Here is a 21,635-nt window from a genome sequence, read left to right as displayed (position 1 = left end):
CGGTCCGTGGGTCGGTCGCCTTTCCTATTATGTCTACTAAAGAACTAGACATTAGGATCAACGATGACCGACTCATTGACCTCGATCGAGCAGGCGGGTGGGCCGCGGCGTAAGTGGCCGTGGGTGGCTGGAGGCGTTGCCGTAGTACTGATCGCCGTCCTTGGGGTGGTGTGGGCGGTGGGATCCGGGCCGGGCGATGCGGCTGCGGCGCAGGGGGACGGGAAGCCGGTCTCCGGTGGCACGCTGGAGTTCGCGCTGCTCGACTACCAGCGCAGTCCGGATCCGCAGTGGGGGAGCAACTATGCCGAGTCGATCATCGGCAACAACGTCACCGACAAGCTCACGTGGCAGGACCCGAAGACCGGTGAGATCACGCCGTGGCTGGCGGAGTCTTGGTCGTACAACAGGCAGTTGACCGAGTTCACGTTCCACCTTCGCCACGACGTGACGTTCAGCGACGGTACGCCGTTCAACGCGGCGGCTGTGAAGGCCAATTTCGATCAGTATGTGCATGGCGACCCGAAGCTCGGCATCGTCGCCAGCGGCGCGTCGCTGTTCAACGGGTACGCCGGGACGTCGACGCCGGACGAGTTCACTGCGGTCGTGCGATTCGCCAAGCCGAACGCGAGTTTCCTGCAGGCGACGTCGTTCACCGCGAACGCCCAACCCGGCTTCCTCTCCTTGTCCACCTTGAAGAAGAGCGCGGACCAGCGAACGAACCCGAAGAACGTGATCGGCACCGGCCCGTTCGTGTACGAGTCCTGGCAGGAGCAGGTGAAGACGGTCCTGGTCAAGCGCAAGGACTACAACTGGTCACCGCCGGCGCTGCACCACCAAGGTCCGGCGTACCTCGACAAGATCGTCTTCAACACCATCCCCGAGGCCAGTGTACGAACCGGTTCGCTGAAGTCCGGCACGATCGACGCGACGCTGGATGTCGGCACGACCGACGAGGAGCCGTTGAAGGCGGCCGGCTTCACGATCATCTCGCGGCAGGTGTCCGGTACGGCGATCCGCTGGGACTTCAACACGTCGCTGTTCCCGACCAACGATCTCGCCGTCCGCAAGGCGATCCAGCGCGGCTGGAACCGGGAGTCGATCGAGAAGACCGTGCTGACGAAGTCCTACTCGATCGCCCGCTCGATCCTGGCGGACTCAGTCACCGGGTTCGTGGACTACAGCAACACTGTTTTGAAGTACGACCCCGACGAGGCGAAGCGGCTGCTCGACGCGGACGGCTGGGTACCTGGCGCGGACGGCATCCGGGTGAAGAACGGGCAGCGGCTGGTGGTGAAGCTTGTCGGGATCAACAATCTGGTCGCGAACAAGCCGGCGTACGAGTCGATCCAGCAGGACCTGCGCAAGATCGGCATCGACGTACAGCTCACCGTTCTCCCGCTCGCGGACTGGGCCGCCGAGCAGTCCAAGGCGAGGACCAAGTGGAACGTGAAGGCGGCGAACCGGTCCCGCAACGATCCCGGCGTACTGCGGCTCGCGTACAGCCCGCAGGCCGACGACGGGTCGTACCTGCCGAAGGACTTCCCGGGGTACGGCGAGATAGTGTCCACGCTCGACAAGCTCGACTCGACCCTCGACCCGGCGTTGCGGAAGGAGTACGCGAAACAGGCGCAGGACCTGATCGTCGACAAGTACGCGCTGGCAAACCCGGTCTACAACCCGTCGCAGGTGATCGCCGAGGCGCCGTACGTGCACGGCATCGTCTTCGACGCGCAGTCGCGCAACCACTTCGTCGACGCGTGGAAGAGCAGATGATCCGCTATGTCGTGCTGAAGGTCGGGCGGGCGTTGTTCGTGGTGTGGGCCGCCTTCACGGTGACCTTCGTGCTGCTGTTCGTACTGCCGGCCAATCCGGTGGATCTGTTGTTCGATCCGGCCGAGATCAACAGCATCCCGCCGGAGGTGCGCGCGCAGGTCGTGCACAGCTACGGCTTCGATCGGCCGGTTGTGGTGCAGTACCTCGACCGGCTGGGGCACGCGGTGCGTGGAGACTTCGGTACGTCGGTGCTGTCCGGGCGTGCTGTGGATGCGGCGATCCTCGACTCGTTGCCGAGCACGCTCGTACTGGCGACGGGGGCGCTGGTGCTGGCGTTGGTCTTCGCGTTCGTGACGGCGGTCGTCGCGACCACGACCCGCCGGCGGTGGCTCCGGGAGGTCGTCGAGTCGTTGCCGTCGGCATCGGTATCGGTTCCGGTGTTCCTGGTTGGGGTGATCTTCCTGCAGGTCTTCTCGTTCCGGCTGGGGTGGTTTCCGTCGTTCGGGAACGCCGGGGTGAAGAGTCTGGTGCTGCCGATCGTGACGTTGGCGATCCCGGTCTCCGGGCCGATCACGCAGTTGCTGGTCCGGAGCTTCGCGAGCGAGTTCCGCGCCGGGTACGTGACCACCAGCCGGGCGAAGGGCGCGCCGCGGTCGGCGATCGTCGTCGGCGACGTCTTCCGGAACGCGAGCCTGCCCGCGCTGACGATCGCGGGCATCACGTTCGGCAACCTGATCGCCGGCTCCGTCATCACCGAAACGGTCTTCGCCCGCCAGGGCATCGGCCGCCTGACCCAGACCGCGATCAACACCCTCGACATCCCTTTGGTGCAAGGGATCGTGGTCTTCGTCGCGGCCAGCTTCGCACTCATCAACCTCGCCATCGACCTCATCTACCCACTCCTCGACCCCCGCCTCCGCAGCACGCTGACGGGCCGAGCGGCTCGGTCGGGGAGTGGCGTGCCGGGTGGAGAGGCATCCGGCAGTGGACCGGCCGGTGCGGTTTCCGCGGCTGGGGGTACGGCGTGAACGGCCCCACGGAGGCCGGCTGGTGGGCGCTCCCCGGCAGGCTCGCGGACCTCCTACGGCGGCCTGTGTTGTTGCTTTCGTGGGTGATCGTGGTGATCGCTGCCGGTTGGGCGGTCGTGCCTCGGCTGTTCACCTCGGCCAGTCCGTACGAAGGTGACAGCAACCTGAGTTTTGCCGGTCCGAGCTTGGCGCATCCGTTCGGTACGGACCGACTCGGGCGGGATCTGTTCGCCCGGGCGGTGTACGGCGCCAGTACGACGCTGACGGCAACGCTGGTCGCCGTACTGATCGCCTTCGGGGTCGGTACGGTCGTCGGGCTCGTGGCTGGCTACCTGGGTGGCGCGATCGACACCGCGACGATGCGGGTGATCGACGTGTTCCTGTCGATTCCGAGCCTGCTGCTCGCGATGGTGATCGTCTCGGTGCTCGGCTACTCCACCGACAACATCGCGATCGCGGTCGGCATCTCGTCCATCGCGGCGTTCGCCCGGGTGATGCGCGCCGAGGTGCTGACGGTCGCGGGCAAGGACTACGTGAAGGCGGCGTACGGCGCCGGCGTACGGCGGCCCGCCGTGGTGCTGCGGCACGTCGTACCGAACTCGCTCAACTCCGTCCTCGCCCTCGCCGCGCTCGAGGTCGGAACCGCGATCCTCGCGGTGGCCTCGCTCGGCTTCCTCGGGTACGGCGCCCCGCCGCCGGAACCGGAGTGGGGTCTGCTCGTCGCCGAGGGCCGTGACTACCTGGCGGTGCACCCGTACGTCTCGATCCTGCCCGGCCTGGCGCTGGCCCTGGTCGTGCTCAGTACGCACCGCATCAGCACGTCGTTCCGGAAGGACCACGCCCGATGACCGAGCAACTGCTGTCGATCACGGACCTGGCTGTCGACTACCGCGGCGGCAGGCGTTCTTGGACGCCGGCGGTCGACGGTGTCAGCCTGACGGTCGCACCGGGCGAGTTCGTCTCGCTGGTGGGGGAGTCGGGCTGCGGGAAGTCGACGCTGATCCAGGGCGCGCTCGGCCTGCTCTCGGACGCGGCGCGGATCCGCGGCGGCTCGATCGCGTACTCCGGGGTCGATGTCACGAACTGGTCCGACAAGCGGCTGACTCGGGTGCGCGGCAACTATGTGGGGTTCGTACCGCAGGACCCCGGCACCGCACTGAACCCGACAAAGAAGATCGGCCGCCAGGTGCTGGAGGCGGTCCGGTTCAACAGCCCGGGTAGGGCGGACCGCGAGGACGCGCTCGGCTATCTTCGGACGGCTGGGCTGAAGGACGTGGAGCGACTGTACGAGCAGTACCCGCACGAACTGAGCGGCGGCATGAAACAACGCGCTCTGATCGCGATCGCGCTGGCCGGCAAACCCAAGCTGATCCTCGCCGACGAACCCACCAGCGGCCTCGACGTCACCGTGCAGCGAGTGATCCTCGACCATCTGACCGAGCTCAGCCGCAGTCTCGAGCTCGGCGTCCTACTGGTCACCCACGACCTCGGCGTCGCCCTCGACCGCTCCGATCGCATCCTGGTGATGCGCGAGGGCAAGATCGTCGAGGAGGGCACCGCGCCGGAGCTGCTGGAACGGCCACTGCGCAGCGAGTACGCGCGCCGGTTGCTGGCATCGGCCCACCGCCCTGGTCGCCTGACACCCGCCAAAGTGCAGGAGAAGGCGGCGCTCCTCCGGTCGGCCGATGGATCTGAGGCGATCGTGGCGCGTGAGTTGCGGAAGCAGTACGTCGCACGTGCCGGCGGGCGGAGTCACGTCGTACGGGCATTGGATGGTGTGAGTATTGCGGTTCGAGCTGGCACGACGCATGCGGTGGTCGGAGAGTCTGGTGCGGGGAAGTCCACGCTGGCGAGCGTTCTGGCTGGTTTTGTCGCGCCCGATGCAGGTGTGGTCCACGTTGGTGAGGTCGAGCTGACCGGACTCGGCCGCGGTCCGCTGCGTGAGCTTCGCCGGCGGTTGCAGTTCGTGTTCCAGAATCCGTTCACCTCGCTGGATCCGCGGTTCACCGTGAGCCGGATCATCGCCGAGCCCCTACGTGCCTTTGGATCTCCCAAACGGGCGCTTCGGGCCCGGGTACGCGAACTGCTCGACGCGGTCTCGCTCGGTGAGGAGTACCTCGACCGGTTGCCGGGGCAGCTGTCCGGGGGACAGCGTCAGCGTGTGGCGATCGCTCGGGCGCTCGCGCTGAACCCGGAGATCCTCGTTCTCGACGAAGCGGTCAGTGCACTGGACGTGTCCGTGCAGGCGCAGATCCTGCAGCTCCTGGTCGACCTGCAGGCCGAGTTCGGCCTCAGCTACGTGTTCGTCACCCACGACCTCGGTGTGGTCCGGCAGATCGCCGACGACGTGACGGTCATGAAGGACGGCGCGGTCGTCGAATCCGGTCCGGCCGAGCAGGTACTCCGCTCTCCCACACACGACTACACCCGCGAACTCCTCGCCGCGATCCCCGGAGCACACCGGTACGAGACGCCATCCGAACAGTCGGCCTAGTAAGGCCGGACCTCTGCCACTCATCAACCGAGGCTTGCTGACCCTGCTCACGCGTGCCTGGTGGTCGAATCGCAGCTGCGGCCGCGGTTGGTGAGTGGCTGGGGTCCGCCCGGCTCGCCGGGCTCAGGTCGGCTGCCGGTGGCGGACGGGGATCAACCGGCCAGGGCCTTCAGTTGGGCTTCGCGGACTGCGGCGGTCTGGCCTTGGACGAGGAGGAAGAGGGCTGAGCGGGCGTGGAGTTGGGCGGTGTCGTCGTCGGTCAGGCCGTGGCCGGCGCGGGACACGAGCAGCGCGCGGGTGAGGGTGGCGAGCGCTTCGCCGCTGGCGACCTTCAGAGCGAGGCGCTCCTCGACGCGCTGTGGTGTGCCTGGTCCTGCGGCCGCGACCTCGTCGGTGATCGCGTACGCCTGCTCCCGGATCCTGGCCACCCGCGGAGCCCAGGCATCGGCAACCTGGCGGGCGGCCGGATGCGACGAGGCGTGGAGCTCGTCCAGAACCGTTGCCGCCAGCCCGAAATGGTGCGGCCGCGCGTCGGCGGCGGCCGCGATGTCTGCCGCACGCCAGCTCTCGAGATCCTGTACGGCGATGACGTGGTTCTCAGGTACGGCGATCCCGTTGAGCGTCACGCGTTCGGTCCGGCTCCCGCCGGCCGCGCTCAGCCGCAGCGGCGACGCGTCGACGCCCGCGCCGACGGGGATCAGTCCGTACACCACGCGCGGCTCGGCCGGGTCGCTGTCGTCGACGCTGGCGACGCCGAGCCATTCGTTGAGACCCCAGCCGCTGACCCACGAGATCGTCCCGTCGAACGTCCAGCCGTTCGAGGTCCGGTGTGCCGCGACATACCGGTCCGGATATCGCCGAACGTCGCTCAACGCCGCGCCGAGGAACACCTCCCCGCGCAGGATGGAGGCAGCGAGGGCGGAGTCGAGCAACCGGCCGGGGTCTTCGACGGCCTGGCGGATGCGGCCGATCTGCGGGCCGTGCTGGGCCCAGACCAGCCAGGTGTTGAAGCAGGCGCCGGCGATGATCTCGTGCAGCCGGCGGTCCGCGTCTCGATCCAGATCGGCGCCGCCGTAGGCGGTGGGAGCCAGGTGGTTCAGAGCGCCGAGTTGCCTCAGGTCGCGGATGACCTGGTCGGTGACGCCGACGCGTTCGGTCTCCAGCGCACGCGGCCGCAGGTGATCGGCGGCGTACTTACCGACCCGTTCAAGCAGTGAACTCACCGTCGTCATCTCGTCTCCCGCCCGTTGATCGTCTGGTGAGACGCGACTCTACTAAGCAACTTATGTCTATAGATTTACTAGACATAACGTGAGACTCGGGGCCGTACCAGAAGGAAGTCCACCATGCGCATATCCAGGAGATCCGTGGTCGCCACGGCCGCGTTGACGGCCGCTGCCTTGTTGCTGTCGGCCTGTGGTGGATCGTCCGCGGGCAGCGATACCGGCAGCGGCACCCCGCAGTCCGGCGGCACGCTGACTTTCTACGATCCGATCCAGTACGTCGCCTGGAACGCGACCAACTCGACCTGGTCGAACAGCAACGTCACCGACAACCTGGTGGATCGGCTGATCTGGCAGGACCCAAAGACTGGTGACTTCAAGCCGTGGCTGGCGACGAGCTGGGAGATCAGCCCCGACCACCTGACCTACACGTTCCACCTGCGCCAAGGGGTGACGTTCAGCAACGGCGATCCGCTCGACGCGGAGACCGTCAAGCTGAACTTCGACCAGCACGGCCTGGGCGACAAGAAGCTGGCCATCCCGCCGGACTCGTTCTGGGTGAACTACAAGGGAACCACGGCCGTCGACCCGCAGACGGTACGTGTGACGCTGACCAAGCCGAATGCGGGCTTCCTTCAGGTCCTGTCGAACTACCGGGCCAGCTCGATCCTCGGCAAGCCGTACCTGAAGCAGGACTTCAACGGTCAGAGCAAGCTGGAGAACTGGGTCGGCACCGGACCGTTCGTGGTCGAGAAGGTCGACGGCACGACCGGGGTTACCCTCAAGCGCCGCGACGACTACAACTGGGCGCCGGAGGGTTCCGGTCATCAGGGCAAGGCGTACCTGGAGAAGATCGTCTTCAAGACGGTTCCCGAGGCCGGCACCCGGGTCGGTGCGCTGCAGTCCGGTGAGGCGCAGATCGCCCGCAACATCGCGCCGTACGACGAGCAGACCGTGGCCGCGGGTGGCGGGAAGATCGACGCGATCCCGGTGCAGGGTGAGACCAACAAACTCGCCTTCCAGCTCGACGCGAACCCGTTGACCCAGGACAAGAGCATCCGGCTGGCGTTGCAGGCGGCGACCGACCGGCAGGAGATCAACAAGACCGTGCTGTCGCCGAGCTACCCGGTGCCGACGAGTCTGCTGGTGAAGGGCACGCCGTTGCGCGGGGACTCGAGCAAGTACCTCACCTATGACCTCGACAAGGCGAAGTCGCTCCTTGACGCCGACGGCTGGACGGTCGGTGCGGACGGCATCAGGGTCAAGAACGGTCAGCGCCTGCACTTCGACATCTGGGTCTCGCCGTACTACCAGGTCTCGCAGTCGGTGCTCGAGCTGCTGCAGTCGCAGTGGAAGAAGGCCGGCGTCGAGCTCAAGATCAACAGTGCGTCGCTGACCGAGTACCAGGCCCTCGAGACGGCGCGTGGCGCCAAGTGGTCCTTCACCCAGGGGCAGACGTCGACTGGGGAGCCGAGCGTACTGCGAGCGTCGTACGGCAGCGATCGCTACAACGTGCTCCACAGCCCGAAGGCGGACGTGAAGCTCGACGGGCTGCTCGCTGCTCAGGCAGTGCAGTTCGATCCTGCGAAGCGCAAGGCGGCGATCCAGGAGATCGAGGACTACGTGCTCGGGCAGGGCTACGTGATCCCGCTGTACGACGAGACGCAGGTGTTCGGCCTCGGTCCGAAGATCCACGGCTTCGCGACCGAGTCGACGGCAAGGTCCTGGTTGTACGACACCTGGTTGTCGAAATGACGGCGTACGTCGGGAAACGCCTGGCGCAGGCCGTACTGGTGCTGTGGGCCGCGTACACGTTGTCGTTCGTGCTCCTGAGCGCCCTGCCGGGCGACTCGGTACACAACCGGATCGCGAACCCCGAGGCGCAGATCTCGCCGGAGGAGGCGAAGGTGATGCTGGCGTACTACGGCCTTGACCGACCGCTCGCCGAGCAGTACCTGCATGCGCTCGGCGGCGTCTTCCGGGGAGAGTTCGGGTACTCGTTGAGCAGCGGGGACTCGGTCGGTCACCTGATCGCCAGTGCGCTGCCTAGCACGCTGCAGTTGACCGGGCTCGGTCTCGTGTTCGGGGTGCTGTTCGCTGGCGTCGTGGCGGTGCTGATCAACTACGGGCGCTGGCGGTGGTTGCGTTCGCTGGTCACCGCGGTGCCGTCGTTGTTCGCTTCGGTGCCGACCTTCGTGGTCGGCATCGTGGCGCTGCAGTACTTGTCGTTTCGGCTGCGGCTGATTCCGTCGGTGGACGACGGGACGTTGCGGGCGCTGATCGCGCCGGCTGCCACGCTGGGGCTGGTGGTGGCTGCGCCGCTGGCACAGGTGCTGGCGACCTCGATGCGGGCGACCCGTCGACAGCCTTTCGTACACGTGTTGCAAGCGAAGGGGGCCGGCGAGGGGTACATCTTCCGGAAGGATGTTCTGCGCAACTCGTCGCTGCCCGTGCTGACGCTGCTCGGTCTGGCGGTCGGCGAGCTGATCGCCGGTTCGGTCGTGACGGAGTCCGTCTATGCCAGGGCAGGGATCGGTCAGCTGACCGTGAGCGCCGTCAACACCCAGGACCTGCCGGTGGTACAGGGCGTGGTGTTGCTGAGTACGGCGGCGTACGTCGTCGTCAACCTGGTCGTCGACCTGGTGTACCCACTCGTCGATCCACGGATCCTCGTCGAGGGCAGATCACGCCGATCCGCACGCTGGCGTACGGACGGGCAGGCGGTGGAGTCAACCGCTGACCTACCGGCCGGGTCCACCCGCGGGCAGCCGGCCGGGTCCAGCCCCGGGCAGCCAGGAGCCTCCGCCCCCGGGCAGCCCGCAGTGCCCGCCCCTGGGCTGCACGCCGGGTCAGCTCCCGGGCTCACCTCGGGGTCAGGAGCCGAGCCGGCGGCCCGCCGGCTCCCGGCGGAGGTGGCGATGCCATGAGCAACTTCGTTGCCAAGGGCACCGAACCGACCGGCGGGCGCGCCGGTGCACGAGAGGCTGGGCCGGCCGGCAGAGCGCCCGGAGTTGGCGATGGCTTGCCGGGACGTGGGGATGCCGTCGGCGCCCGTGATGTTGGGAAGGGAGGTGGGGCCGTCGGCGTCCGCGATGGTAGGTCGGGCGCCGGAGGCGACGGTGCGCGGGGTGCCCTGCGAGGCTCCGAAGGGCCTGCACCACAGCGCGGTGCAGGGGCCACCGGGGAATCTGAGTCCGGCGCGCGGCCGCGCAGTTCGGCGAGTGCAGCGGCGGTGTTGCGGTGGGTTGGTGGGCATTGGAGTTTGTTGCTGGCGGGTGCGGTGGTGGTGCTGGTGCTGCTCTGGGCGGTGGTGCCGGGGTTGTTCACGGCGTACGGACCGACGCAGGTTGATCCGGCCGGCAAGTTGCAGCCACCGTCCGGTGCGCACTGGATCGGGACGGATCAGTTGGGGCGGGACCAGTTCGCCCGGCTGGTCTACGGTGCGCGTGCCTCGCTGAGCGGATCGGCGATCGCGGTGCTCGTGGGCGTGGTGGTGGGATCCCTCGTCGGGGCATTGGCCGGCTGGTTCGGTGGCGTGGTCGACAGCGTGGTGATGCGGCTGATCGACGTACTGCTGTCGATTCCGGGGTTCCTGTTCGCGATCACCATCGTGGTGCTGCTGGGGTTCGGGATCGTGCAGGCCGCGGTCGCGGTCGGGTTGACGTCGTCCGCGACGTTCGCCCGGCTGATCCGGGCGGAGGTACTGCGGGCCCGCGCGAGCAACTACGTCGACGCCGCGGTGACGAGTGGCGCGTCGACGTACTCGATCCTGCTCCGGCACGTACTGCCGAACTCGATCGCGCCGACGGTCGCGTTGATCACCGTGCAGTTCGGGATCGCGATCATCTGGATCGCCTCGCTGAGCTTCCTCGGGCTGGGCGCCCAGCCGCCGGATCCGGAGTGGGGCCGGATGGTCGCGGACGGACGCAACTACATCGCGACCCGCGGCTACCTGACCCTGTGGCCGGGGCTGACCGTGGTCGCCGTTGTCCTGGCGACGAACCACCTCTCGCATCACCTGTCGGGAAGGCGGCACGCATGAGCGAATTGTTGACTGTCGACAATCTGAGTGTCGACTATCGCGTTGAGCACGGGCTCGCCCGAGCCGTCGACGGTGCGTCATTCGAGGTGGGCTCGGGACAGGTTCTGGCGTTGGTAGGTGAGTCGGGCTCGGGCAAGACCACGACAGGCCACGCGATTCTCGGGTTGCTCGCGGACAACGCGGTAGTAGCCGGCGGCTCCATCCGGTATCGCGGTGAGCCGATCCACGACCTCCCCGCCCGCAAGCTGCGCGAACTGCAGGGTACGTCGATCAGCCTGATCCCGCAGGACCCGACGGTCTCGCTCGATCCGGTCCGCCGGATCGGCCACCAGATCGAGGACGTACTGCGGCTGCACACCGACCTGGATGCACCGCAGCGGCGTGCGAAGGTGCTCGCGCTGCTCGAACTGGTCGGCTTCACCGATGTCGAGCAGCGGTACCGTCAATACCCGCACGAGTTGTCCGGAGGCATGCGCCAGCGAGTGCTCGTCGCCGCGGCGGTTGCCGCCGAGCCGGACCTGATCATCGCGGACGAGCCGACCTCGGGTCTCGACGTGACGGTGCAGGCCCAGGTCCTCGACCTGATCGACGACCTTCGTGCCCGGACCGGTACGGCGGTCGTGCTGATCACGCACGATCTCGGGGTGGCGTCGGACCGGGCGGATCTGATCGGCGTTATGCGGCGCGGCGAACTGGTCGAGCTCGGGCCGGCGCGTGAGGTGCTGGACAACCCACAACATCCGTACACCCAGCAGTTGCTGGCAAGCGTCCCGTCACGGCTAGAGTTCGCGCGCGAACGCCCGGCGCCTGCTGACCCGGAGCCGGTGATCGAGGTGCGGAATCTGCGGAAGGAGTACGACGGATTCGTCGCCGTGGATGACGTGTCGTTCACTGTCGAGGCGGGACGGACGCTGGCGATCGTCGGGGAGTCGGGCAGTGGGAAGTCCACCACGGCCCGAGTACTGACCGGCTTGACCGCGGCGACCGCGGGCAGCGTGCAGTTGCTGGGCAAGGAGATCACCGGGCTGTCCCGGCGTGACTTCCGTCCGCTGCGCCGCGACATACAGATCGTCTTCCAAAACCCGTACTCGTCGTTCGATCCCCGGTTCGACGTTTACGACGTGGTCGCCGAGCCGCTGCTGTCGTTCACGCCGGCGAAGCACTGGCCGCCGCGCCGTAGCCGTCGTACGCACGAGGAACGGGTGGTGCAGGCGCTGGAGGCCGCGGCGTTGCCGGGGGACTTCGTGGATCGGCATCCCCGTGAGCTGTCCGGCGGCCAGCGGCAGCGGGTCGCGATCGCGCGGGCACTGGTGCTCGAACCGCGGATCGTCGTACTCGACGAACCGATCTCGGCCCTCGACGTGTCGGTCCAGGCGCAGATCCTCGAGCTGCTGGGCGACCTGCAGGAGCGACTGGCGCTGACGTACGTGTTCATCTCGCACGACCTGGCCGTCGTACGCGCCGTCTCGGACCAGGTCGCCGTGATGCACCGCGGCCGCATCGTCGAACAGGGCGACGCCGAGCAGGTCTTCACAGCGCCAACAGCCGACTACACAGTCCAACTGCTCAGCGCCGTCGCCGGCAAGACCCTCGCCGCCACGGGAAAGGGAGCATCATGACCAACCACACCATCCCATCGACCAGCTCCGCGACCACGACACCCTCAGCTCCCGCCTCCACCCCGACCGCGGTACCCGCCTCCGAGGCTGAGTCGGTTCCCGCCCCCGCTTCCGGGCCCGCGCCTGCCCCGGAACCCGCCTCAGCCTTACGTGCGGGCTCAGGCGCGCCTCGGCCCCCGGCATCAGCCGCACCATCGACCACGGCCGCGTCCCTAGCTTCCGCACTGACCTTGGTGCCGGCTCCGGCTCCTCCGCCTGTTGCGGGGCCGCCGACCTTGGCGGACGCGTTGCCTGGGTTCCGGGACGTGTTTGCGCGGTTGGCGGAGGGCGCCGGGAAGCGGGACCTGACACGGACGCATCCGTTCGAGCTGGTGCGGGAACTCGCGGACGCCGGGTTCGGTCGGCTGCGGGTGCCGGTGGAGAACGGTGGGTACGGCGTCGACCTGCCAACCCTGTTCGACCTGCTCGCCGAGGCGGGGCAAGCCGACTCGAACGTGCCGCAGATCCTCCGCGGGCACTTCTCGGCCGTCGAGATCCTGCGCAACAGCGACGACCCGGAGAGCGCCGCGTACTGGCTCCGGCGGATAGCTGCCGGCGCGGTCTTCGGCAACGCGCAGTCCGAGCCGGCCGGAGCCGCTCGGGCGGATGTCGGCAAGAACGGGTCCGTGCGGACGGATGCTGCACGAGCTGGCACCGGGTTCGAGATCACTACCCGGTTGCATCGGGTTGACGGACAGTTGGTTGTCTCGGGCACCAAGTTCTACTCGACCGGGTCGTTGTTCGCGGACTACATCCGGGTCGCGGTGCTCGACGAGGACGGGCAGCGGGCGTTTGCGGTCGTACCGGCGCGACACGAGGGGGTCGTCCACGCCGACGACTGGGACGGCGTCGGGCAGCGCCTGACGGGCAGCGGTACGACGTACTTCGAAGCGGTCCCGGTCGCCGAACACGGCCGGCTGGGCCTGGTCCGCGAGGCGCTGCGATCGCTGCCCGCCTTCTTCCAGATCGTGCATCTGGCGAACCTCGCCGGGATCGCCCGCAGCATCCGTGAAGAGACCATCACGCTCGTACGCTCTCGGCAGCGGACGAGCCTGCACGCGCTGTCGACCGAGGCGACCGCAGACCCAGAGGTGCTCGGCGTCATCGGCACGCTCCACGCCCGGTCACTGACCGCGGACACGTTGCTGCGGCTGGCCGCGGAAGGACTGGAAGCGGCCAACGCCGCCGGGACACGGGAGGCGTACGCCGCGAACTTCGCCGACGTGTCCGCGGCACAGGTCGCGATCATCGAGGCGGTCCTCGACGCCGCGACGATCGCCTTCAACGCGGGCGGTTCGTCGGCCGTCCGGGAGCGTACGCACCTCGACCGGCACTGGCGTAACGCCCGCACGCTCGCCTCCCACAACCCGGTCATCTACAAACCGCGGGTGATCGGCGCCTACCTCGTGAACGGCACCCCACCGGACAGCTCGTTCGACCGTGTGCTCGTCGATCGGAAGGAGAGCGACCATGAGTCGTGAACTGCATCTCAACGTGAACATCCTGAACGCCGGCGTCTTCGGCGGCTCCTGGCGCTTCCCAGGCACCGACGCGACCGCAAGCTACACGATCGACCACTACACCGAGATCGCGAAGAAGGCCGAGGCCGCGCAACTGGACGCGGTCTTCCTGGCCGACGGCCCGGTGCTCGACCCGCAGGTCCGGCACCGGCCGGGCAACAACCTCGAGCCGACGATGGTGCTCGCGCGGATCGCGGCGCAGACCGAGCGGATCGGGTTGATCGGCACGCTGTCGTCGTCGTACAACGATCCTGCCGAGCTGGCTCGCAGAGTCGCCGATCTGGACTACGTCTCCGGCGGTCGCGTCGGCTGGAACGTCGTCACCACCGCCGGACCTGTTGCCGCCCGCAACTTCGGGCGGGACGGTGAGCCGGACCACGCGCTCAGGTACCGCCGGGCGGCCGACTTCGTGGAACAGGTCGTCGGGACCTGGGCGGAACGAACCGAGCACACGTCCCCGCAGGGCCGGCCGGTGGTGGTGCAGGCCGGCGGGTCCAGCGACGGGCGCCGGCTGGCGTCGCGGATCGGCGAGGTGATCTTCTCCGCCGATCAGGACCTCGAGCATGCCCGTACGTTCCGCGACGAGATCCGGCTCGGTGCCGCTGACTTCGGACGCCGGCCCGAGGAGGTCGTCGTACTCCCAGGGCTGTCGACCGTCGTCGGCAGTACCGAGGCGGAGGCGAGGCAACGACGGGAGCTGCTGGACGAGGTGCTGCCTGATGCGTATGCGCGTGCGCGGCTGGCCGGGCAGCTGGGCTTCTCGCTGGACGGGTTGGACGACGACAAGCCGATCCCTGCCGAGTTGCTGGTAGAACCGGACGCGGCGGGCGGGTCGCAGACGTTCTACCGGATGGTGAAGGGGATCATCGACCGCGACAACCCGACGCTGCGGCAGTTGCTGAAGAAGCTGAGCGGCGGCGGTGGTCACCGGATCGTGGTCGGCACACCGGAGCAGATCGCCGGCGACATCGAGCGCTGGTTCCACGCGGGCGCCGCGGACGGGTTCAACGTGATGCCCGACGTACTGCCGTCGGGATTCGACCACTTCGTCGAGCAGGTCGTTCCGGAGCTGCGGCGGCGCGGGTTGTTCCGGCACGAGTACGCCGGTACGACGTTGCGCGACCACCTCGGTCTCGGCGTACCGGACGTGCCGCGCGGCGTGTGGGGTCCTTTGGAGGCGGCGCGATGATCGTGTTGGAGTTGGGCGTCGGGCAGCTGATCGACGCCGACGGGCGCGGGCCCGATTCGCCGTTGGTGGGGAGCTTGTCCGACGCGGTCCGGATCGCGCAGGTGGCCGAGGCGGCCGGAGTTGCCGGGCTGCGGTTGCTCGACGCGGTGCCGGGTTTCGCTGTCCTTGATCCGACGGTGGTGGCGTCGTTCCTCGCCGGGCGTACGTCGGCGCTCGGCTACCTCGCGGACGTATCGACGACGCATCATGCGCCGTACAACCTGGCTCGGCGGATCCACTCGATCGACCGGGCGACCGGCGGTCGAGCTGGGCTCGTGCTGCGGCCGGGGGAGGGCGACGAGGTGACGGACGCCGTCGTACCCGATGCTGCGGCTAGTGATTCGAAGGAGCGCTGGTGTGAGTACGCCGAGATCCTGCGGCGGCTGTGGGACTCGTTCCCGTCCGAGGCGCTGGTCGGGGATCAGGAGGCGGGAATCTTCGTTCGCGACGAGCTGATCCGGCCTGCTGGGTTCGACGGGCGGTTCTATCGAGTCGCCGGTGCGCTCGACGGCCCGTCGTCGGTGCAAGGCCGGCCGGTCCAGGTCGCGGCGGTCACTGACGCGTCCGAGATCGCCTGCGTGGTCGGCCATGCCGACGCGGTGATCGTCGACATCGCGGCCGCGCCGCTCGCCGACGCCGCCCTGACGACCGAGCTGGAACGACGCGGCCGCACGCGCGCTGAGGTCGCCTTGCTCGGCCGGATCCAGGTGCCGCCGGGCATCGACGCCGACTGGCTCCACGACCAGGTGACCAGCCAATCCCTGGACGGCTTGGTGCTGACCCTGAACGGCACGATCCACGAATTCCTCGCGTTGATCGAGAGCGCCGTGTCGAGACTCGTGGCCCCAGGACCGGCACGCAGCCTTCGGGAGGCGCTGGGCCTCGCACCGGTCGCGCCCACCGCACACCCACCGGACACGGGAACTTCCGCGACGCCAAGTGCGACGCCAAACGCGACACCGGGCGCGCTGCCTGGGGCGGCTGATGCGCGGAGTTCCGTTGGCGTTGGACGGGAGGCGACAGCATGACCGCCATCGCACCGCCTACTACGCAGGGCCTGACCGACACCACATCGTCTGCTCCGGAGCGCCTGACTGTTGAAGGGATCCAGGCAGGTGTTGCTCCGGTGCTGGAGCGGCTTGCTGCGACGGCTCGGGAGCGGGAAGGTACTCGGGACTATCCGTTCGAGGAGGTTCGGGCGCTGGCTGAGCAGCGGATTACGCTGATCGGTGTCGCGGTCGAGGACGGGGGTGCGGGCGGGACGTTGCGCGATGTCGTGGAGTTGGTCATCGCGATCGCGCGCGCCGACTCGAACGTCGCGCAGGCGCTTCGTTCGAGTTTCCTGACCGCCGCGAGTGTGGTCGCACGGCGGGACCTCCCGCACCGGGAACGGACACTGGCACGACTGCGAAACGGTGACCTGTTCGCTGGTACGGCCAACGAACGCGGCGGCGCCGCGGGTGCGGTCGCGACGAGACTGCTCCGCAAGGGCGACGGACAGGTGCTCAGCGGCGCGAAGTACTACTCGACGGGCGGCCTGTTCGCGCAGTGGTTCGGCGGTACGGCGACCGACGAGGACGGCAAGATCGTCCGCTTCACGATTCCAACTGACCGGGAGGGCGTGGAGCGGCTCGACGACTTCGATGCGATCGGGCAACGGCTGACGGCGAGCGGGACGACCCGGCTGAACGACGTACGGGTCTCTCCGGACGAGCTGATTCGCGCCGACGAGGCGCCGCCGCGGAACCCCTGGCAGGGTTCGTTCGCGCAGTTGTACCTCGCGTCGATCGAGGCCGGCATCGCCGGCGCCGCGCTCGACGACGCGGTCCAGTTCGCAAGGGAGAAGGCACGACCGATCAAGCACAGCACGGCGGACCGCGCCGTCGACGATCCATACGTACGCCACGTCATCGGCGAAATCGCGGCAAGGGCGAACGCCGCACGAGCGGTGGTCCTGCTCGCAGCCGAAGAACTGGCCGCCGTGCCAACCGCCGGCGACCACGAGTTGGCCGCACCTGGCTCGGCCACTCCCAGTGATCCGGTGCGTGTCGCGGGGGCTTGGGCGGCGGTGGTGGTGGCGCAGGCGCAGTACGTCGCGGTGGAGGCGGCGTTGCGGGCGGGGGAACTTGTGTTCGACGTCGGGGGTGGTTCGGCGACGGATCGTGGTACGGCGCTCGATCGGCACTGGCGGAATGCGCGGACCGTCGCCAACCACAACCCGCGCAACTGGAAGGCCGCGGTCGTCGGCGGCTTCCACCTGACCGGTGACGAACCGCCTCCAACCGGCCTGTTCTGAAGGGACGACCATGGCACTCGCACTCGACCGCCGCCTCGGCCGCACCGGAGTACTCGTTCCACCACTCACCCTGGGGACGATGAACTTCGGGCGCCGGGCCGCCGAGGACGACAGCATCGAGATCATCCACGCCGCCATCGACGCCGGCGTGACCGCGCTCGACACCGCCGACGTCTATGGCGACGGTCGCTCGGAGGAGATTGTCGGCAAGGCGATTGTCAACAATCCGACCAGACGGGAAGACCTCTTCCTGGCGACCAAGTTCCACGGCCAGGTGGGAGACAACCCACAGCACGCGGGCAACAGCCGGCGGTGGATCACCCAGGCGGTGGAGAACAGCCTGCGCCGTCTCGGCACCGACTATGTCGACCTCTACCAAGCGCATCGACCCGATCCGCACACCGATCTGCTGGAGACGTTGCAGACCCTCGACGGTCTGGTTCGCGCCGGCAAGATCCGGTACTACGGCACCTCTGTCTTCCCCGCGCACCAGCTGGTCGAGGCGCAGTGGCTCGCGGAGAAGTACGGCCTGATCGCGCCGCACACCGAGCAGGTGCCGTACTCGCTGCTGGTCCGCGGCGTGGAGCGGGAGGTCTTTCCCGTCGTCCGGAAGTACGGCGTCGGCGTGCTCAGCTACGGCCCGCTCGCGGCAGGGTGGTTGTCCGGCAAGTACCGTCTCGGCGGAGAGCAGCCGGAGTCGGCGCGTGCGGACCTGATCGCCGGCCGCTTCGACATCTCGCTGGATCGCAACCAGGGCAAACTGGCCGCCGCCGACGCGCTGGCAAAGCTTGCTGAGAGCAATGACCTCACGCTGGTCGAGCTGGCGATCGCGTTCGCCTTGAATCACCCGGCCGTCAGCAGCGTGATCATCGGACCACGGACGCGGGAGCACCTCGATGCCTACCTGCGGGCGGTCGACGTACAGCTCAACGACGAGCTCCTCGACCGCATCGACGAGATCGTCGATCCGGGCACCCAGTTCCTGGAACGCGACACCGGTCGCGACACCCCATCCCTGCAACCAGCCGCCCTCCGCCACCGAGAGGTATGAGATGACCTACAGCGCCGACCCGGCCAGATACGAAACCCTGCCCTACCGCCGGACCGGTTCCTCCGGACTTGTCCTCCCAGCCGTGTCCTTCGGGCTGTGGCAGAAATTCGGCACCGACTACGCGTACGAGACGCAGCGCGAGATCATCCTGCACGCGTTCGATCTGGGCATCAGCCACTTCGACAACGCGGACCGCTACGGCCCGCCGCACCGCGCCGCGCAGGCGACCTTCGGGCGGCTGCTCGCGTCGGATCTGGCGTCGTACCGTGACGAGCTGATCCTGTCGACGAAGGCCGGCAACCCGATCGGCCCGAGCCCTTATCTGAAAGGCGGTTCGCGGAAGTCGATCCTGACGTCGCTCGAACACAGTCTGCGCGACCTCGGCACCGACTACGTGGACATCTTCTACCACCACAGCCCGGATCTGGAGACGCCGCTGGAGGAGAGCGTCGGGGCATTGGTCAGCGCCGTACAGCAGGGCAAGGCACTGTACGTCGGCATCAGCAACTATCTGCCGGACCGCGCCCATGCCGCGGCCGAGCTGCTGCGGGAGGCCGGCGTACCGCTGCTGATCCACCAGACCCGGTACTCGATCTACGACCGCCGTCCGGAGCAGAACGGTCTGCTGGAGACCGCGGACCGGGACGGGTTCGGTGTCATCGTCTACAGCCCGCTCGCTCAGGGTCTGTTGACCGATAAGTACCTCGACAGCATTCCCGACGGTGCACGTGCGCAGAACAGCACGTTCCTCTCGCCAGACGTGATCGACGAGACCTACAGGCGTCGTACGACGGAACTCAACAAGCTGGCCGAGTCCCGCGGGCAGTCCCTCGCGCAGCTCGCGTTGCAGTGGGTCCTGCGCCGGGACGAGGTCACGTCCGCGCTGATCGGGGCCAGTTCGACCGCGCAGCTGGACCACAACCTGCAGGCTTTGAGCTTCCCGGCGCTGACCGACGAAGAGCTGGCCATCGTGGACGAGCACGGTATCCACGGCACCGGGCTGAAGCTATGAACGAGGCGGTGGCCGCCAGCCGGATCGGGGCCGGGGTGGGGGACGGGCGGCCGTTCCGGCTTGGGTTTCTGCTGCATCTGGACAATGACAGTGCGCCGGCGGATGCGTACCGGCAGGCGATCGAGTTGTTCAAGGCTGCCGAGGAGCTCGGGTACGACTCCGGCTGGGTGATCCACCGGCACTTCCGGCAGGGCAACGAGCACGTCTCGGCGCCGCTGGTACTGCTGGCCGCGATCGCCGAGCACACCACCCGGATCCACCTCGGCACCGGCGTGTACGTGCTGCCGCTGGAGGACCCGCTCGTCGTCGCGGAGGCGGCCGCCACCCTCGACGAACTCAGCGGCGGCAGGCTGCAGCTCGGTGTCGGCTCCGGCCCGTTCCCCGGTGCCTGGGACGCCTTCGGCAAGGACCTCGCGGATCGCCACACGCTGTACGACGAGCGCGTGACGAGCCTGCACCGCTTGCTTTCCGGTCATCCGGTGAACAGCCTCGGCGAAGTACTCCATCCACCGGCTCGCGGTCTGCGGCGGCGGTTGTGGCAGGCGACGTCCTCCGACCCAGCGGTCGCGATCGCCTCCGCCCAAGCCGCCGGACGCGCGGGTGACGGTCTGCAGCTCTCGCGTGCGACGTCGTTCAACCGGCAGCAGACACCCGGGCGCCAAGCGGAGATCGTCGCCGCGTTCCGGGGCGCGCACCAGGCGGCCTATCCGGAGGTCACGCCACGGGTGCAGGTCTCGCGGGCGATCTATCCGCACCCGGATCGTGCCGCGGCGGTCGCCGCGGTGGCACCAGGAGCGAGCCGGTGGCAATCCTGGATCGCGTCGCGCCGGAGCCTGCCCGAGCTGACGGTCGAGGAGTTCCTCGAACGGGACAACGCGCTGCTCGGACCCGCGGAGGGAATCGCCGAATCACTCGCCGCCGACCCGGCCCTCGAACACGTGACCGATCTGCTGGTGAGCTTCGTGCCCGGCGTACCGCCGGTGGACGAGCACCTCCGATTGTTGCAGGCAGCAACGGAAGTCGCCGGCCTGCTCGGCTGGGAGCAAGCGCGATGACCTTCCACCTGATCGCCTCACTCATGACCCCGGGACACTTCCGGAGCGCCTGGCGGCTGCCGGACGCGGACCCTCGCGCGTACCTCGACGTCGACTACTTCCGCGGACTCGCACAGCTCGCCGACGAGACCGGCCTCGACGCGATCTTCCTCGGCGACGCGCCGGCGCTCGGCCCGGAGGTCGGTACCAACCCAGGCACCGGCATCGATCCGCTGATCCTGCTCGGACACCTGGCGGCGGTGACCGAACGCGTCGGCGTACTGATCACCAGTTCGACCAGCTACAACTCGCCATACAATCTGGCGCGTCGCTTCCAGGCGCTGGACATCGTCACCAAGGGCCGCGCCGCGGTCAACCTCGTCACCACCTACGCCCCGGCCGCGGCGGCGAACTTCGGGTTGACCGAGCCGATGGCCAAGGAGACCCGGTACCGGCGGGCGTACGAGTTCCTGACCGTCGTACGCCGGTTGTGGGACAGCTGGGAGCGTGGCGCGATCATCGCCGACAAGCAGACCGGCCGGTACGCCGATCCCGCGCGGATCCATCCGGCCGACCACCACGGTGAGTTCTTCTCGGTCGCCGGACCGCTACCGGTGCCCGGCGACCATCCCGTGGTCGTGCAGGCCGGCGGCTCCGAGGGCGGCCTGAAACTCGGCGCGGAACTGGCCGACGTCATCTTCACGGTCGCGCAGACGCAAGCCAAGGCCGTCGACTTCCGGGACGAGATCCTTGGCCGCGCCGTCGCCGCCGGGCGTGGGCAGGACGACGTGAAGGTGTCGCTCGGCGTCATCGTTCTCGTCGGCGAGACCGAGGACGACGCGCGCCGACGGGCCGACGAGTTGTACGGCACGCTGCCGATGGACAACCTGGCGCGCGGCGTTCTCACCAGCCTGGGCCTACCCGAGCGAGACCTCGACGAGCCGATCCGGTTCGACGACCTCCCGGACGTCCCGGTGGCCGAGGCCGGTTCGGTCGGCTTCCAGGTCAGCACCCGGGCGCTGCTCGCCGAGCGCCCGCTGTCCGCGCGGGAACTCGCCCGTTTCGCACCCGGCAGCGGCCACCGCCTCGTGATCGGCACGGCCGAGCAGATCGCCGACGACCTGGAATCGTGGTGGCGCGCCGGCACCGCCGACGGCTTCACGATCATGTACGCCGACACGTCGGTCGACTTCGAGCGCTTCGCCCGTCAGGTCGTCCCGCTCCTCGTCGAACGTGATCTCTTCACCCCGGCCCCGCCCGGCACCACCCTCCGCCA

Annotated in this window: 17 protein-coding genes; 16 read left to right on the top strand and 1 reads right to left on the bottom strand. The window is 68.4% G+C overall.

The genetic code is table 11. The features are described from left to right. Window positions 1-63 precede the first annotated feature (63 nt). The 4 genes from ACFV9C_RS05675 to ACFV9C_RS05660 are packed head-to-tail and all read left to right on the top strand — an operon-like array spanning window position 64 to window position 5,295. The gene (locus tag ACFV9C_RS05675) at window positions 64-1,773 is read left to right on the top strand and encodes an ABC transporter substrate-binding protein (RefSeq protein ID WP_380190907.1); all 1,710 of its coding nucleotides are present in this window, start codon (window positions 64-66) and stop codon (window positions 1,771-1,773) included. After that, window positions 1,770-2,801, top strand: coding sequence for an ABC transporter permease (locus ACFV9C_RS05670; RefSeq protein WP_380190906.1), 1,032 nt, complete (start codon window positions 1,770-1,772; stop codon window positions 2,799-2,801). The genes ACFV9C_RS05675 and ACFV9C_RS05670 overlap by 4 nt, the downstream gene beginning before the upstream one ends. Beyond that, window positions 2,798-3,649, top strand: coding sequence for an ABC transporter permease (locus ACFV9C_RS05665; RefSeq protein ID WP_380190905.1), 852 nt, complete (start codon window positions 2,798-2,800; stop codon window positions 3,647-3,649). The genes ACFV9C_RS05670 and ACFV9C_RS05665 overlap by 4 nt, the downstream gene beginning before the upstream one ends. Continuing rightward, window positions 3,646-5,295, top strand: coding sequence for a dipeptide ABC transporter ATP-binding protein (locus tag ACFV9C_RS05660; protein WP_380190904.1), 1,650 nt, complete (start codon window positions 3,646-3,648; stop codon window positions 5,293-5,295). The genes ACFV9C_RS05665 and ACFV9C_RS05660 overlap by 4 nt, the downstream gene beginning before the upstream one ends. A 152-nt stretch (window positions 5,296-5,447) precedes the next feature. Here ACFV9C_RS05660 and ACFV9C_RS05655 read toward each other — a convergent pair whose 3' ends face one another. Then, the gene (locus ACFV9C_RS05655) at window positions 5,448-6,518 is read right to left on the bottom strand and encodes an acyl-CoA dehydrogenase family protein (protein ID WP_380190903.1); all 1,071 of its coding nucleotides are present in this window, start codon (window positions 6,516-6,518) and stop codon (window positions 5,448-5,450) included. 123 nt (window positions 6,519-6,641) lie between these two features. Between ACFV9C_RS05655 and ACFV9C_RS05650 the strand changes: the two genes are divergently transcribed. The 12 genes from ACFV9C_RS05650 to ACFV9C_RS05595 all read left to right on the top strand — a co-directional run. Next, window positions 6,642-8,273, top strand: a complete 1,632-nt coding sequence (locus ACFV9C_RS05650; RefSeq protein WP_380190902.1) for an ABC transporter substrate-binding protein — start codon at window positions 6,642-6,644, stop codon at window positions 8,271-8,273. Next, window positions 8,270-9,445 (top strand): ABC transporter permease, encoded by a 1,176-nt coding sequence (locus ACFV9C_RS05645; protein WP_380190901.1) that lies wholly within the window; start codon window positions 8,270-8,272, stop codon window positions 9,443-9,445. Before ACFV9C_RS05650 ends, ACFV9C_RS05645 begins: the two co-directional genes overlap by 4 nt. 305 nt (window positions 9,446-9,750) lie before the next feature. Then, a complete protein-coding gene (locus ACFV9C_RS05640; RefSeq protein ID WP_380190900.1) occupies window positions 9,751-10,560 on the top strand; it encodes an ABC transporter permease in 810 nt (269 codons plus the stop codon). Further along, window positions 10,557-12,179: a dipeptide ABC transporter ATP-binding protein gene (locus ACFV9C_RS05635; RefSeq protein ID WP_380190899.1), complete on the top strand. Its 1,623-nt coding sequence runs from the start codon at window positions 10,557-10,559 to the stop codon at window positions 12,177-12,179. The genes ACFV9C_RS05640 and ACFV9C_RS05635 overlap by 4 nt, the downstream gene beginning before the upstream one ends. Window positions 12,180-12,484: 305 nt before the next feature. Beyond that, window positions 12,485-13,699 (top strand): acyl-CoA dehydrogenase family protein, encoded by a 1,215-nt coding sequence (locus ACFV9C_RS05630; protein WP_380190898.1) that lies wholly within the window; start codon window positions 12,485-12,487, stop codon window positions 13,697-13,699. Then, window positions 13,689-14,927: an LLM class flavin-dependent oxidoreductase gene (locus ACFV9C_RS05625; protein ID WP_380190897.1), complete on the top strand. Its 1,239-nt coding sequence runs from the start codon at window positions 13,689-13,691 to the stop codon at window positions 14,925-14,927. The genes ACFV9C_RS05630 and ACFV9C_RS05625 overlap by 11 nt, the downstream gene beginning before the upstream one ends. Next, entirely contained in the window at window positions 14,924-15,994 is a 1,071-nt protein-coding gene (locus tag ACFV9C_RS05620; protein ID WP_380190896.1) for an LLM class flavin-dependent oxidoreductase, read from the top strand. Before ACFV9C_RS05625 ends, ACFV9C_RS05620 begins: the two co-directional genes overlap by 4 nt. After that, the gene (locus ACFV9C_RS05615; protein ID WP_380190895.1) at window positions 15,991-17,262 is read left to right on the top strand and encodes an acyl-CoA dehydrogenase family protein; all 1,272 of its coding nucleotides are present in this window, start codon (window positions 15,991-15,993) and stop codon (window positions 17,260-17,262) included. Before ACFV9C_RS05620 ends, ACFV9C_RS05615 begins: the two co-directional genes overlap by 4 nt. Before the next feature lie 10 nt (window positions 17,263-17,272). Next, window positions 17,273-18,313, top strand: coding sequence for an aldo/keto reductase (locus ACFV9C_RS05610; RefSeq protein ID WP_380190894.1), 1,041 nt, complete (start codon window positions 17,273-17,275; stop codon window positions 18,311-18,313). A gap of 1 nt (window position 18,314) precedes the next feature. Further along, window positions 18,315-19,325, top strand: coding sequence for an aldo/keto reductase (locus ACFV9C_RS05605; protein ID WP_380190893.1), 1,011 nt, complete (start codon window positions 18,315-18,317; stop codon window positions 19,323-19,325). Further along, entirely contained in the window at window positions 19,322-20,380 is a 1,059-nt protein-coding gene (locus ACFV9C_RS05600) for an LLM class flavin-dependent oxidoreductase (protein WP_380190892.1), read from the top strand. Before ACFV9C_RS05605 ends, ACFV9C_RS05600 begins: the two co-directional genes overlap by 4 nt. After that, window positions 20,377-21,635, top strand: a 1,259-nt coding sequence (locus ACFV9C_RS05595) for an NtaA/DmoA family FMN-dependent monooxygenase (RefSeq protein ID WP_380190891.1), incomplete at its 3' end; no start/stop codon positions are given. The genes ACFV9C_RS05600 and ACFV9C_RS05595, both read left to right, overlap by 4 nt.

The sequence above is a fragment of the Kribbella sp. NPDC059898 genome (assembly GCF_042730855.1).
Lineage (GTDB): Bacteria > Actinomycetota > Actinomycetes > Propionibacteriales > Kribbellaceae > Kribbella.
The sequence above is the reverse complement of the archived record's forward strand: the minus strand, read 5'-3'. Positions and strand labels throughout refer to the sequence as shown.